This window comes from Microbacterium sp. (assembly GCF_035687345.1).
Taxonomy (GTDB): Bacteria; Actinomycetota; Actinomycetes; order Actinomycetales; family Microbacteriaceae; genus Microbacterium.
On sequence record NZ_DASRXZ010000070.1, the window covers coordinates 1 to 12,980 of the forward strand.

General features: G+C 68.6%; 16 protein-coding genes. 11 read left to right on the plus strand and 5 right to left on the minus strand.

What is annotated here, in order from left to right; translation table 11 throughout:
• Nucleotides 1–219: transposase (locus tag VFF97_RS08300; protein ID WP_325033025.1), on the plus strand; the 219-nt coding region annotated here is incomplete at its 5' end.
• Between the two features lie 242 nt (nt 220–461).
• On the opposite strand, the gene VFF97_RS08305 is transcribed toward VFF97_RS08300, so the two are convergent.
• Nucleotides 462–1,694, minus strand: a complete 1,233-nt coding sequence (locus VFF97_RS08305) for an alpha/beta hydrolase family protein (protein WP_325033026.1) — start codon at nt 1,692–1,694, stop codon at nt 462–464.
• A gap of 60 nt (nt 1,695–1,754) precedes the next feature.
• Entirely contained in the window at nt 1,755–2,714 is a 960-nt protein-coding gene (locus VFF97_RS08310) for a GlxA family transcriptional regulator (protein ID WP_325033027.1), read from the minus strand.
• 142 nt (nt 2,715–2,856) lie between these two features.
• Here VFF97_RS08310 and VFF97_RS08315 point away from each other — a divergent pair, with 142 nt between their 5' ends.
• From VFF97_RS08315 to VFF97_RS08330, 4 genes are read left to right on the plus strand one after another with little or no spacing between them, the layout of a single operon-like run.
• Complete coding sequence (locus VFF97_RS08315) at nt 2,857–3,456, plus strand: dihydrofolate reductase family protein (protein ID WP_325033028.1); 600 nt, start codon at nt 2,857–2,859, stop codon at nt 3,454–3,456.
• Complete coding sequence (locus tag VFF97_RS08320) at nt 3,456–3,875, plus strand: hypothetical protein (RefSeq protein ID WP_325033029.1); 420 nt, start codon at nt 3,456–3,458, stop codon at nt 3,873–3,875. Before VFF97_RS08315 ends, VFF97_RS08320 begins: the two co-directional genes overlap by 1 nt.
• Entirely contained in the window at nt 3,856–4,437 is a 582-nt protein-coding gene (locus tag VFF97_RS08325; RefSeq protein ID WP_325033030.1) for a hypothetical protein, read from the plus strand. The genes VFF97_RS08320 and VFF97_RS08325 overlap by 20 nt, the downstream gene beginning before the upstream one ends.
• On the plus strand, nt 4,434–5,027 hold the full coding sequence (locus VFF97_RS08330) for a dihydrofolate reductase family protein (RefSeq protein ID WP_325033031.1): 594 nt from the start codon (nt 4,434–4,436) through the stop codon (nt 5,025–5,027). The genes VFF97_RS08325 and VFF97_RS08330 overlap by 4 nt, the downstream gene beginning before the upstream one ends.
• 9 nt (nt 5,028–5,036) lie before the next feature.
• On the opposite strand, the gene VFF97_RS08335 is transcribed toward VFF97_RS08330, so the two are convergent.
• Nucleotides 5,037–5,792, minus strand: coding sequence for a hypothetical protein (locus tag VFF97_RS08335; protein WP_325033032.1), 756 nt, complete (start codon nt 5,790–5,792; stop codon nt 5,037–5,039).
• Nucleotides 5,793–6,108: 316 nt separating this feature from the next.
• Between VFF97_RS08335 and VFF97_RS08340 the strand changes: the two genes are divergently transcribed.
• From VFF97_RS08340 to VFF97_RS08360, 5 genes are all read left to right on the plus strand, one after another.
• A complete protein-coding gene (locus tag VFF97_RS08340; protein WP_325033033.1) occupies nt 6,109–6,507 on the plus strand; it encodes a DUF7144 family membrane protein in 399 nt (132 codons plus the stop codon).
• A gap of 162 nt (nt 6,508–6,669) precedes the next feature.
• Nucleotides 6,670–7,308: a hypothetical protein gene (locus VFF97_RS08345; protein ID WP_325033034.1), complete on the plus strand. Its 639-nt coding sequence runs from the start codon at nt 6,670–6,672 to the stop codon at nt 7,306–7,308.
• A 117-nt stretch (nt 7,309–7,425) separates the two neighbouring features.
• On the plus strand, nt 7,426–8,148 hold the full coding sequence (locus VFF97_RS08350; RefSeq protein ID WP_325033035.1) for a glycosyltransferase family 2 protein: 723 nt from the start codon (nt 7,426–7,428) through the stop codon (nt 8,146–8,148).
• 110 nt (nt 8,149–8,258) lie between these two features.
• Nucleotides 8,259–8,882, plus strand: a complete 624-nt coding sequence (locus tag VFF97_RS08355; RefSeq protein ID WP_325033036.1) for a hypothetical protein — start codon at nt 8,259–8,261, stop codon at nt 8,880–8,882.
• Between the two features lie 176 nt (nt 8,883–9,058).
• Nucleotides 9,059–10,558: a cytochrome b gene (locus tag VFF97_RS08360; protein ID WP_325033037.1), complete on the plus strand. Its 1,500-nt coding sequence runs from the start codon at nt 9,059–9,061 to the stop codon at nt 10,556–10,558.
• A gap of 11 nt (nt 10,559–10,569) precedes the next feature.
• Here VFF97_RS08360 and VFF97_RS08365 read toward each other — a convergent pair whose 3' ends face one another.
• Both VFF97_RS08365 and VFF97_RS08370 read right to left on the minus strand, forming a co-directional pair.
• Nucleotides 10,570–11,235, minus strand: a complete 666-nt coding sequence (locus tag VFF97_RS08365) for a class I SAM-dependent methyltransferase (RefSeq protein ID WP_325033038.1) — start codon at nt 11,233–11,235, stop codon at nt 10,570–10,572.
• Nucleotides 11,236–11,305: 70 nt separating this feature from the next.
• Complete coding sequence (locus tag VFF97_RS08370) at nt 11,306–12,337, minus strand: alpha/beta fold hydrolase (RefSeq protein WP_325033039.1); 1,032 nt, start codon at nt 12,335–12,337, stop codon at nt 11,306–11,308.
• A 170-nt stretch (nt 12,338–12,507) separates the two neighbouring features.
• On the opposite strand from VFF97_RS08370, the gene VFF97_RS08375 reads away from it, so the two are divergent.
• Nucleotides 12,508–12,980, plus strand: a 473-nt coding sequence (locus VFF97_RS08375) for a MarC family protein (protein ID WP_325033040.1), incomplete at its 3' end; no start/stop codon positions are given.

Sequence of the window (12,980 nt, forward strand, 5' to 3'; positions counted from 1 at the left end):
CGCCTCAACCGGGAGATCAAACGCCGCGCCGACGTCGTCCAGATCTTCCCCGACCGTGACAGCGTGACGCGCTTGATCGGCGCCGTCCTGCAAGAGCAGCACGAGGAATGGTCCTACGGCGAACGCCGCTACTTCTCCGACGTCTCCATGCGCAAGCTCGTCCACACCCTCCACGACCACACCGAGCAGCCCCGCCCCGAGCTCCTGCTCACCGCCTGACCCACCCATCAGGAACAACCGCAGTTACACCACCAGACGAGACTTGACCCGAAGTCCTGAGGCGTCTCTGGCGTGCGTAAGGACTGCGTAAACCTGAGCGTCTTCGAGCCGTGCGAACGTGGTCCAGCGTGTCGGCGATTCGCGTCGTAACAGCGCGAACGCACACTAGCGTGGCCGAGCATGCACCCGCATCCGGAGTTCGAATCCCTCAGTCTTCGTCATGAATGCCCCAGGTGACTGAGTTAGTTTCCTGCCCCGACATCGGCCAGCCGCTCGTCGAGCCAGTCGAACATGCGCTCAGCCGTGACGGCGCGGGCGAGCGGCTGGCAGTGTCCGTCCGCTCCTTCGGCTGCCGTGAAGGAGAGTAGCGTCGACACACCCGGAGTGAGCTCCGCGAGCCGCTGCGCCTGCCCGGGCCAGAACTGCTCGTTCTCGGGGTCGATGATGAGTAGCGGCGTGGTGATCTGCCCCGCGACCTCGGTGGCGTTGTATTGCCGGACGGCGGTGAGCGTCTCGGCGTACCCCGTCGTGCCGTAGGGGCGGGCGCGGAACGCCCACGTGCGCCCGGCCGCGGGGAAGAACTTCATCGCGAGCGCCATCTGCTCGTCGAACTTCTCGACATCGCCGTTGTCGAGATGCTTAAGGAGGCTCGCCGGGATGTGCGCCGTCCATGACGTCGACACGTCCAGCACAGCCGGGTCGACGATGGCCGCGGCGAACCGATGCTCGAACGCGATGGCACGCGTCACCCAGTAGCCGCCCTGGCTGATCCCGTACACGGCGATCCGCTCTCGATCGACATCGTCGAGCCCCGCGACGAAGTCGTACACGGGTGTGAGCACGTGCTCCCAGTCCGGTCGGAACGGAACGTTCTTCTCGAAGAGCTGCGACTGCTGACCCGGCCCGTCGAACACGAGCACGTCGTAGCCGCGCTCCAGGCCGTCGGCCACACAGCACGCCCACAGCGCCGCGAGCGAGCCGTCGCTCCCGTTCACGGCGACGAGCAGCGGATTGCCGTTCGCGGCACGCACACCGGCACGGAACAGATACCCGGGCAGCAGGTCCTGCTCGTACGGGATCTCGACCTGCCTCACATCGACCGACGTGTGCTCGATGAACCCGCGCCACGCTTCCTGCTGCCGCTCGAACGCCGCCGTCAGCCGCCCGGAGTCATCGAGCGAGCTGGCCGCGTTGACCGCGTTCGCGTAATACGCCGATGCCCGAAGGTAGGCGGATGCCGCGCTGACCTGGTGCCCGCGCTCGGCGGACCGATCCGCGGCGTCCATCGTCCGATCGGCGAGGGCACGCCACGCCGAGAACCAGCCCTCCTGATCGTTCTTCTTCACCCGTTGCGTGGCCGCGAGGATCTCGCCCGGGTCGCCCGCTCCCGCGACGCTCAGACCGAGCGCGATCCGAGTCTCGAAGTCGAAGTCCGGGTTCTTCGAGAACGGGGTGATGGGTGACTTCGTGCTCATGCTCCGTGCCCTCCACGAAAAAGGTTCGCCACCGATTCGAGACCGAGGGTACCCATCGCGCTACGGGCGCGTCTGCGTCGCGCGGAAGGCGCGCGGGCTCACTCCGTACTTCGCGACGAACGCCTGCCGGAACGTCTCCGCCGACGAGAATCCGCATCGCCTGGCGACCTGCGAGAGGGGGAGGTGGGTTGTTGCCGTCAGGCGGGCGCCGATCTCGAGGCGGATGCGGCGCACCGCCGAGCCGGGCGACTCGCCCAGGTGCTCGTGGAACAGCCGCGTGAGATGCCGGGTGCTCACGCGAGCGTGCGCGGCGAGCGACGAGGTGGTGAGGTCGGCGTCGGGGTGAGTGAGGATGCGGTTGAGCGCACGCCGCACCACCAGGTCGTCCGGGTTCGGCGCGGAGGTGAAGATGCTCATCTGCGCCTGGTTGCCCGGCCGCTGCAGGTAGGTGACCATCCCCATCGCGACGTACCGCGCGAGCTCCGGGCCGTGGTCCTCCTCGATGAAGGCCAGCGCCAGATCGAGCGACGCCGTCACTCCGCCCGACGTCGCGATGTTCCCGTCCCTCACGAAGATCGGCGAGGCGTCGACTTCAACGGCGGGGTAATCGGATGCGAGCTCAGCGGCATACAGCCAATGCGTCGTCGCGCGCTTCCCGTCCAACAGCCCGGCGCCGGCGAGCACTGTGGCGCCGGTGCACACCGACGCGATGCGCCGCGCCGGCGCTGCCAGGCGTCGGACCTCGCGGATGATCTGCGGGTCATGTGCCGCACGCCGGTGCCCGTCGCCGCCGGAGACCACGACGGTGTCGGCGTTCTCGATGGCCTCGACCGCGGCATCCGCACGCAGGACAAGCCCTGTCTCGCACCGGATGTCGGTGCCCTTCACCGTCGCGAACATGACGTCGTACTTCGGGTCGGCGCCGAGCCGGTTCGCGAGCCCGAAGGCGGTCGTCACGCACGCGATGTCGACGAGCTCGGCTCCCTCGTACCCGAGCACGACCACCTTCGGCAGAGTCACGGGTCCAGGCTAGGCCGGTCGGGGCAAGACGACGAGACCGGTATCCCAGGATTTCGGCCATCACCCCCACTGGTCGGTGACAGCTCCGCTTCGGGTGGCGAGGGTGAACACATCGATCGACGCAGAGAGCGAGGAGCACACAGTGGGCATCGTCTTCAGCGACATCTCCGTCTCGGCGGACGGATTCGCGACCGGTCCGAATCAGCGCGAGGACGCGCCGTTCGGCGACATCGACGAGAGCTGGCTTCACGGCTGGATGTTCGAGACAGCTGACGAGAACAGGGCCGAGCTGGACGCGATCACCGACGCCGGCGCCACCATCATGGGCCGCAACATGTTCGGACCGGTGCGCGGCGAGTGGGACCGCGACTGGCGTGGTTGGTGGGGGTCCAATCCGCCGTTCCACAACCCGGTGTTCGTGCTCACCCACCATCGCCACGAACCCATCGAGATGGAGGGCGGCACGACATACCACTTCGTCACCGGCGGCATCCGTTCCGCCCTGGAGCAGGCGCAGGACGCCGCGGGCAACGCGAACGTCTCGATCGCCGGCGGCGCCCGCACCGTGAACCAATTCCTCGCAGCGGGGCTGCTCGACGAGCTGCGTCTGCACGTCACGCCGTGCATCCTGGGTGCGGGGGAGCGGATCTTCGACGCGGTGCCGCCGCAACGGCTGAAGCGGGTATCGGTGCGGGTCGCGTCGCTCGTGACCCACATGACGTACACGGCGGTGCGCTCGTGATGACCAAGTGGCTGCTCATGATCTCGGCCGCGTATCTCGGCCTCATCGGACTGGCGTTGCTGATCTTCCCGGCACAGTTCGGGGTCGGCGCCGTGCCCGAGAACCCGTCGGCGGAGCTGCTGGCCCTGCTGCGGCTGCTCGGCGGTCCGCTGATCGGCATCGCGGTGCTGAACTGGATGTCGCGCAACGCCGACCCGCCGACGATCCGGAACACCGTGATCCTCGCCGACCTCGTCGGTTTCGGCGTCGTCGCCGCGAACGACGTCGTGGGCGTGGCCACGGGCGCCTCGCGGGCCGCGGCCACCTACTTCCTGATCGTGCACCTCGCGTTCGCGATCGCCTTCGCCGTCGTCTGGGTGCGTGCAAAGCGGCCCGTGGCGGAAGAGAGAGGAGCTCGCCGTGGCGGCTCATCAGCTTGAGACCTTCATCCACGACGTGGGGCTGGTGCTCGGCGAGACCGATGACCAGTACGAGATCACCGAGCGTGTCGCGCCCCTTCTGTCGACCCTGCTGGCAAGCGGGTACACCCTGCCGCCGGAGTATGTCCGTCCCGCACAGGACCGCCACGTGAACTACCCGCTCTTCATCGCCCCCGACGAGAGCTGGTGTGTCGTGTCGGTGGTGTGGAACGTCGGACAGCGCACCCCGGTGCACGGCCACGAGACCTGGGGCGTCGTCGGCATCTACTCGGGTGCCGAGCGGGAGATCCGATATATGAAGCCGGCAGCCGCGGATGCGGGCCCCATGGCCCCGGTCGGCGAGCAGGTCTGGCGGGGCGGACAGGTGACGGTCTGCTGCACCACCGACGACGACGTCCATTCGGTCATCGCGGAAGGCGACGAGCCCACGATCGGCATTCACGTGTACGGCGCCAACCTGGGCACGCTCGAGCGGCCCGCGTACGATCCGGACACAGGCGCGGTCCATTGGTTCGTCTCCGGCTGGGATGACCCGGAATCCACGCGAAAGGAAGCACCATGAGCAAGACGATTCTCGACATGTCCGTCTCTGTCGACGGGTTCATCGCCGGTCCGAACGAGACGATCGACAATGGGCTCGGTGACGGCGGTCAGCGCCTGCACGACTGGGTGCTGCCGCGCGACGCGGACGGCGACTTCCTCGAGAGCGGGCCCACCGGAGTCGACGCGGAAATGAAGGCTGCGTATCAGTCCGTCGGCGCTTCGGTGTGCGGCCGTGGCACGGTCGATCCGGCAGGCGGCTGGGGCGGCGACGCCTACGCAGGTCCGCCTGTGTTCATCTACGCACGCCGGCAACCGGGACCGGGTGAGTCGCGCTGGCCGAAGTTCACCTACGTCGACGACATCGCCGAGGCGATCGGCCGCGCACAGCGGGCAGCGGGTGACGCGGACGTGATCGTGCAGGGTGCGGGAACGGGCCAGGCGGCGATAGACGCGGGTCTGATCGACGAGGTGCAACTGCACGTCGTGCCGCTTCTGTTGCGGGACGGCCGGCGACTCTTCGATCTCAGCCCCGGTGCGCCTCTCGACCTCGAGCTCATCGACGTGCGCCAGGGCGACGCGCTCCACGTGCGCTACCGCGTGTTGCGCTGAGGTCCTCGGTTACCCGCGGAGGATCGCGTAATCCTTGTCGCTGACGGTCGCGTAGATGACCGAGTGCGGATCGACCTGCTGCGCGGCCCGGTAGAGGTTGTTCTCGGCCTTCGAGATCTCGCGCCGGAGCTTGCCGGTGGTCAGGTCGAAGAGGCCCTTCGCAAGCTGAGAGTCCTTTCGCTGGACGACGATGATGGGCATGTCGTTCTCCTCCTCATTTCTTACGGCGACGGGGTTGATGCGGAATTTCGCGAAGCCGGCGGGCACGTTCCAGGGGTCGAAGTCGCCGACGTGCCATCGTTCCTGGGGTGTGACGAAGTCCATCCGGAATCCGGCCAGACGGCAGAGGCTGACGAACCTCGCCCAGGCGAGGAAGTCGTTGCCGGGTGCCAGAGCGCCCCAGTTCTGAACGTCGATGGCCATGCAGTCGGAGCCTCGGAACACGCCGCCGTGCGAGGAGAATCCCGGCACCGCGGCCATGATTCCGAGCCGTTTCCGATACAGCACCTGAACGTCCAGCGGCCGGAACAGGTTCCAACCCGGAGTGACCCGGAGCGTCACGCCATACTTCGCTCGCCCCGTGGCGACGACGTGATTCCACCGCGCAGCCGTCCCAGGCGGGGCGAGGTGCTTCCAGGGGCCGTCCTCATTGCGGCCCTTGCCCAGCACGAGGAGATGGGACTCAGGAATCTGCCCGTTGGGAAACCTGGCCATGGCGCACCCCGCTTCAAGATGCTCTCGGCGGATCAGTCGGAGACCGCGCACTTCGTCGCTCGAAGCGTTACTCGTGTGCTTCTGGTCGCGTATCGCTCAACATGCCCCAGCGCGGTACGCGCGCGCCCTCACAACGCCTATAGTGCCGCACCGGGCGCGCCGGGGCCAGAGGGCGATCGTCCGCAAGCGGCGGCGCGGTGACGCCAATGACATGACCGCGCGACGTCGAATGACGTGCCGCGCGATTTCACGCGACTTGGGTGACGCGCGAGCACTCGGCGTTCTCCCAGAATCGCTTCGACGCCGGGGCTCCACGCACGGCGTCAGCGGAGCCGAGCGGCTCCACCGACGCGAAAGGATCACCCGAATGACTGACAACACCGTCACCGGCTGGGTGGGGTGGGGCGTGTTCGCCGCCGTCATCCTCATCATCTCCGGCCTGCTCAACATCTTCCACGGGCTGCAGGCGCTCATCGGCCCCGACTCCCTCTTCTTCACCACCGAAGCGGGGCTGTTCTCGGTGGACATCCAATCCTGGGGTTGGTTCCACCTGATCATCGGCGTACTGCTCCTGCTGATCGGCATCGCGCTGCTGGGTGGCGCGACGTGGGCCCGCATGATCGCGATCATCCTCGTCGCGTTGAACGCGCTGGCGCAGCTGACGCTCATCGCCGCCCAGCCGTGGCTCTCCCTCGCGGTCCTCGCGATCGACATCCTGGTGATCTATGCGCTCACCGTGCACGGGCGGGAGCTCAAGGCGCGCTGAGTCACAGACGCTGAGTCGCAGACCGAGGGGGTCCTCGCCTGAGGGCCCCCTCCGCGCATCCGCCACAACACCCATGGCCCCCTCCGCGCATCCGCCACAACACCCACGGCCCGGCAGGCTCTAGCGTGTTCTGTGCCTGCCCGCACGGCACGAGGGGGTCTAATGACGGCGCAGCCGAAGGCGGACTCAGCGGCAACCCGCGTCCTCCGCGCGTCGCTGGCGATCGGCGGAACGGCGATCCTGGCGCTGGGCGTTCTCGCGGTCATCATCTCCATCGAGGGTCGCTTCGGGCCGACGCCTCTCCTCGGGGTGCTCGGGCACGTGTGGGAGATGATCTTCGCTGCCGCGCTCATCCCGATTCTGGTGGCGATGATCCTCGCGTGCCGGGCCACCCGCTCGCTCAGCTCCTCGGCCGTCGCGATCGTGGCGGCGCTCAGCCTGAGCGCCGCAGCGCTCATCGCGATTCTCCGCCTGGCCGGACTCGTCCAAATGTTCCTGCCGCTCGCGAACTGGCTGCCCGGAACGCTTGTGCTCGCGGCATGGGGGTGGGTGGTCGCGCGTGCCGCAGGGCGGGAGGGGTACCTCGGCAGCGCGATGAGTCGCGTCGCCGGGGCCGTCCTGATCGCTCAGATCGCGCTCCTCGCGTTCGCCGCGATCGCGGTGCTCGTCGGCGGAACCACCTCGGTGGCGGTCAACCTCTCCGCCGGTGCGGCGGGCGGCCTCATCTGGATCACCGTCGGAGTGGAATGGCTCGCCTTCGCCGCCCGATGGCATGGGCAGAGCCGCGTCGTGGCGCGTTAGATTTGACGTATCGGGGCGGCGTGCGGCATCCGTTGCTCCGCCGTCACCCCGTACCGGTCACAACTCCAGAAGTCAACGGGATCCTTTCGAGGAGCTCTCTGCGTGAACATCATGCGGATGACGGAACAACGAGTGAGCCTGAGCGTCGTCATCCCGGCGCGGGATGAGGAGCGGATTCTCGAGGCGTGCCTCCGGGCGCTGAGCCTCCAGTCCGACCCGGTGGACGAGATCATCGTCGTCGACAACGGGTCGAGCGACAGGACCGCCGACATCGCTCGCTCGCACGCCGGCGTGGTCGTGCTGACCGAGCCGCGTCCCGGAATCACCTACGCGCGCAACACCGGATTCGACGCGGCGACAGGCGATGCCATCGCACGCATCGACGCGGACACGATCGTCACACCCGGTTGGGCGGGCGCGATTCGCCGGGCATTCGAGGCGGATGCCGGACTGGCCGCGCTCACCGGCCCGGCAGGCTTCACGCGGCTCTCGACCGGCGACCGCGTCGTCGGTCGCACGGCCTACGGCCTGGTGAAGGCGGCGCATGAAGTGCTGATCGGCAACGGGCCCGTGCTCTACGGACACAACATGGCCCTGCGACGAGAGGCATGGGAGGCCATCCGCGACCTCGTGACCGTCGGGGACCACGTCATCAGCGAGGACCTCGACGTGACCTTCGCGCTCCAGCACACCGGCCAGCGGATCGGCTACGAGCCGGACATGCTCGTGACGATCGCCGTGGAGCGCACTCTCCGGTACGACAAGATCGCGCAATACCGCCGGACGAACCGCCTCACCGCGGAGAAGTACCGCAGGCGCCGGCTCGAGTCGGCGGCGTAGGGGGTGCGCGGCGCGGCATCCGCAGCGTGGTCGCGACCCGACCGAATGTATGACCGGGCCTACACCGATCGGTGGATCCGGCGGCGGCGTCGCCTCACGAGACTCGATGCATGTCCAGTACCGCACTCGCGCTCCGCCGCCCGGCGCTCGTACCGGCGCTGATATCGCTCCTGCCCACCGCGGCGTTCCTGATCGTCGACGCGTGGCTCGGGCTCGTCCCGGCGATGATCGCGGCCAGCGCCCTCACCCTGGTGCTCATCGTCGTGCGGCGGATCGCTGGCCGCCGGATCGGACTCCTCCTGCCGCTCGCCCTGGCCTACGTCGTGCTCAAGGCGGTCGCCGGCATCCTCACGCAGTCGCACGTCGTGTACTTCGGCGCAGGCGTGGCACTCAGCGCCCTCACCGCGATCGCCGTCGGAGTGACGGCCTTCACGCGCACGCCGGTCGCCTCGTACCTGATCCCTCTCGTGACGCCCTACCGTCGGCTGACTCCCGAGCACCCCGTCTACCGCCGGGTCGCCGCCCACGTCACGCTCGCATGGGCGGTCGTCGAGCTCGGGATCGTCGCATGGGAAGGCTGGCACCTCACCGTGGCGTCGGCATCCGAATTCGTCATCATGCGGACCGTCGGACCGTGGATGGCGATGGGCGTGCTGATCTTCTTCCTGATCTTCTATGTGCGCTTCCGTCTCGACCGGTACGAGTGGGCCCTCGCGCGGGAAGAGCGACAGTAGCCACACCCGCGGCCAGGCCGCCCGCCCCCTGTCACAGATCGCCGCCGAGCGGTGTCTTACAGGTGAGGGCAGGAGGCAGAACGATGCCAACGATTCTCGACCGGAAGAGACGCCATTCCATCACCGACCGTCTCGAGCGCGTGATCAACCAATCGGCGCCGGGACGGGGATTGCGGATGCTTCGTGCGAAGCTCGCCGCACGCCGCGTGCCGCTGCACTGGACGAACATGTTCGGCGTCATCGCGCTCGCGTGTGTCTTCGTGCTGTTCGTGACCGGCGCCATCCTGATGTTCGCGTACGCGCCGTCGAGTGAGACCGCGACGTACCACGGCTCTTACCTGCCGCTCGCGGGAGCGGAGATGTCGAAGGCTCTCGAGTCGACGCTGTACATCTCGCTCGAGCTGCCGGGCGGGCTCCTGTTGCGTCAGGCGCACCACTGGGCAGCCCTGCTGCTGCCGGCGGCGATCATGCTGCAGATGGTGGTCGCATTCTTCACGGGCGCGTTCCGGCGGCCGCGACGGCTGTCGTGGGTGCTGCTCTTCGGACTCCTCGTCGCCGCGCTCCTGGGCGGATGGAGCGGCTACGCGCTGCCCGACGACATGCTCTCGGGAACCGGCCTGCGGATCGTCGAGGGCATCATGCTCGGCATCCCCGTGGTCGGCACCTGGCTGTCGCGTCTGCTGTTCGGAGGTGGGTTCCCGGGGCAGATCATCGAGAACCTGTATCCGCTCCACCTCGCATCCGGCGTGCTTCTGGCCGTGCTCCTCGCCTGGCGCTGGTGGGATGCGTACGGCCATGAACCGGCACGGTTCCCCGGAGAAGCGCGCACCGTTCCGGCCTGGCCGAACTTCGCCGTCCGCGCCGGCGGACTGTTCGCCGCGGCGACCGCGCTCCTCTTCCTCATCGGCGGCACCGTCACGATCGCGCCGGTCTGGCTCTACGGTCCGGCGTCGCCGGGCGACGCATCCGCCGGCAGCCAACCGGATTGGTACACCGGATTCCTCGACGGAGCTCTGCGGCTGGTCCCGCCCGGGTGGGAGTTCGAGTTGCTCGGCCGCACGTGGACGCTCGCCGTCATCGTGCCGCTGCTCGTCGTCGGCGCGTTCCTGATGCTCGTCGCGGTGTACCCGTTCATCGAGGAGTGGGTGAGCGGTGACTCCCGTGCACACGACGTCCTCGACCGGCCGCGCAACGTGCCGATCCGCACGGGTATCGGCGTCGCCGGGATCGTGTTCTACGGCGCGCTATGGGGCGCCGGTGGCGCCGATGTCATCGCGACACAGCTGAACTTCTCGCTGGAGGGCGTGATCACCGCGTTCCAGGTGCTCGTCATCCTGGGCCCCATCGTCGCGTTCGACCTCACGCGTCGTGTGTGCGTCGCGCTGCAGAAGAAGGACCGCGAGACCGTGCTGCACGGCTACGAGACCGGGCGCATCGTGCGGATGCCCGGCGGCGGGTACATCGAGATCCACCGCGAGCTGGACGCGCAAGAGCGCGGCCGCCTCGTCGGACCCGCTCCGATCGAGCCGTTCATCGCCCGGCCGAACAGAGACGGACGCGTGCCTCTCGTGAACCGGGTACGGGCCCGCGCGTCGCGCCTGTTCTACGAAGACCGACTCGCGCCGTTGGGCGGGCAGTCCCGACCGGCTCTTCCCGCGGGCGAGCAGCGCCGCTGAGGCGGCCGCCGTCACGCCCACGCCATCCCCATGATCTGGGTGTTGAACGGCAGGATGGGCGAGTGCACGCGGTAGGGCTCGACCCAGACGTTCTCGAACCCCGCATCGCGGATCACGGCCTCGAGGTCGCGCTCGCACGAGCAGCCCTCGAACGTCCAGGCCCAGGGGCGGCGGAGCATCCGCTGAGCCCACCGCGTCACCGTTCCCTCGGGTGCGGCGACGTGCTCGAGGAACCGGAAGGTGCCGCCCGGATGCAACACACGCCGCACCTCGGCGAGGACGGCCGCGGGGTCCTGCACCGAGCACAGCACGAGCGATGAGATCACGCAGTCCGCGCTGTTGTCAGGCAGACCGGTGACCTCGGCTCTGCGGGTGCGCAGGTCGAGTTCGACGCCGCGACGGCGCGCCGCCTCTTGCAGCGGCTCGTGCATCGAGGGGTTGGGCTCGATGGCGATGAGGTTCGTTCCCGGCGAGAGGTAGCGGAGGTTCGCGCCGACGCCCGGGCCGATCTCGACGACCTCGCGGGGAAGGTGCGCGAAGATCCGCTGCTTGCGACGACGCAGGGTCCACTCGATGTACGGGCCCATGAGCCGGAAGAAGGCGGCGTTGAAGCGCCCGCGCAGGGAGTGCCGTTCGAAGTCCACTCCGAACGGTCGAGGGGTGGTGATGTCGGTCATGTCGACTCCTCTGTGTGGTGTCGACACCAGCGTGCTCGGCTCCGGCCGCCGGAACAGGCGTGGAACTACCTCACTTCGGCGGTGACGGTGCGGCGCCCTGGGCGGTGTACCACGCGGCGATCTGCGCCCGCGACGAGAAGCCGAGGCGCATCCGGATGCGCTCGACATGGCCCTCGGCCGACCGCTCGTCGATGCCCAGCCGCGTCGCGATCTCGCGATTGGTGCACCCCTCGCTCACGAGAGCGGCGACCTCGTTCTGCCGCGGGGTCAGGGCGCGCGGTCCGCGACGCAGCGTGCGCAGGCCGAGGTGGCGCCGGATCGGCGCCACGAGGCTGTGCACGTCGCCCGCGAACGGGAGATGGGAGCGGCCCGGCACGACACGAAGCTCCGCATCCCGGATGCCGGCGGCCAGCGCCTCCGCCTGCGCGACGGGCGCCGCCCGATCCTCCGCGCGGTGCAGCACGAGCGTCTTCGCCTCGACCCGCGGAAGCTGGTCGCCCACGTCGAGGTCATAGCTCATCGCGAGCAGGGAGCGTGCTGTCTCGGCGGTCGAGGACGCGCGTTGGTAGCGCGCGACCTGCCGCCGCATCACGGCGGTCGCGTCCGGAGCGAAGATGTCGGTGAGCACGTCCGACCCGAGACCCCAGTGCGACTCGACGAGCCCGAGCAGGTGCGCGCGCACATCCGGCTCTGCGATGTCCGGTCCCGACACCCAGCCGCCGTAGAGCACGAGACGACGGACCGACTCCGGATGCTCCGCCGCCCACGCCGCCGCGACGAGCGCGCCCATCGAGGAGCCGATCACGTCGAACCGGTCCGTGCCGAGCGTGCTCGCGACGGCGGACAGCTGCTCGAGCTCGTACTCGAGCGACGGCGGTCGCCCGGATGCCGGTGACAGCCCGCATCCGGCCCGGTCGTACCTCACGAGCCGGCATCCGTCCGCGATGCTCTCGTAGAACGCGCGCTCTTCGGGCAGCGCCCAGCTCAGTTCGAGGTGACTGAGCCATCCGCTGACGTACACCACCGGGCGCCCTTCGCCCACCGAGGAGTACGCGATCTCGGTTCCATCGGTCGCGGTCACACGCCCGAGGCGCTGCTGCACGTTGCCATTATGGCGGCGGGCGCCGGTTGACCGGCCGCGGCAGGCGCCGCCCGTGCCATCCGAACCGCACCCGTTCACACGAACGTGGCGCAGATCATGAGAATATGCATCCGGCAAGGGTGCCGAGGCGTTCCACGCTGGGGCTGTGACCGTCGAGACGGGCAGGGGTAATGGACGAGACGACACTCATCACCGCCGGCGTCGCGCTGTTCACGATCTGCAACCCGATCGGGACGATCCCCGTGTTCCTCAGCGTCACCGCGAACATGGAGCCGGCCAAGCAGCGCCGCATCGCCCTCGTCACGGGTCTCGGCGTCTTCGCGGTCCTCACGCTGTCGCTCATCCTCGGCGCGGTGATCCTGCAGTTCTTCGGGATCAGCGTCGCGTCATTGAAGATCGCCGGATTCCTCTTCGTCGCCACGATCGCGTGGGCGATGCTCACGAAGACGGGTTCGATCCTCCCGACGCAGAACCAGGGTTCGCCCGCGATCGTGCCGCTGGCCATGCCGGTCGTCGCGGGTCCGGGCGCGATCGCGCTCGTCATCGCGTTCGGCAAAGACAACCCGGGCCTCGTGGACTACCTGTGGGGCATCCTCATCATCGCGGTCTCGGCGATCGCGACCGCCGTCATCTTCTTCTTCGC

What these genes read in the sequence shown, in the direction of transcription:
- VFF97_RS08345 (WP_325033034.1), top strand. Translation starts at nt 6,670, where the DNA reads ATGACGGCGCAGCCGAAGGCGGACTCAGCGGCAACCCGCGTCCTCCGC.
- VFF97_RS08350 (WP_325033035.1), top strand. Translation starts at nt 7,426, where the DNA reads ATGACGGAACAACGAGTGAGCCTGAGCGTCGTCATCCCGGCGCGGGAT.
- VFF97_RS08360 (WP_325033037.1), top strand. Translation starts at nt 9,059, where the DNA reads ATGCTTCGTGCGAAGCTCGCCGCACGCCGCGTGCCGCTGCACTGGACG.
- VFF97_RS08330 (WP_325033031.1), top strand. Translation starts at nt 4,434, where the DNA reads ATGAGCAAGACGATTCTCGACATGTCCGTCTCTGTCGACGGGTTCATC.
- VFF97_RS08355 (WP_325033036.1), top strand. Translation starts at nt 8,259, where the DNA reads ATGTCCAGTACCGCACTCGCGCTCCGCCGCCCGGCGCTCGTACCGGCG.
- VFF97_RS08340 (WP_325033033.1), top strand. Translation starts at nt 6,109, where the DNA reads ATGACTGACAACACCGTCACCGGCTGGGTGGGGTGGGGCGTGTTCGCC.
- VFF97_RS08320 (WP_325033029.1), top strand. Translation starts at nt 3,456, where the DNA reads ATGACCAAGTGGCTGCTCATGATCTCGGCCGCGTATCTCGGCCTCATC.
- VFF97_RS08305 (WP_325033026.1), bottom strand. Translation starts at nt 1,694, where the DNA reads ATGAGCACGAAGTCACCCATCACCCCGTTCTCGAAGAACCCGGACTTC.
- VFF97_RS08365 (WP_325033038.1), bottom strand. Translation starts at nt 11,235, where the DNA reads ATGACCGACATCACCACCCCTCGACCGTTCGGAGTGGACTTCGAACGG.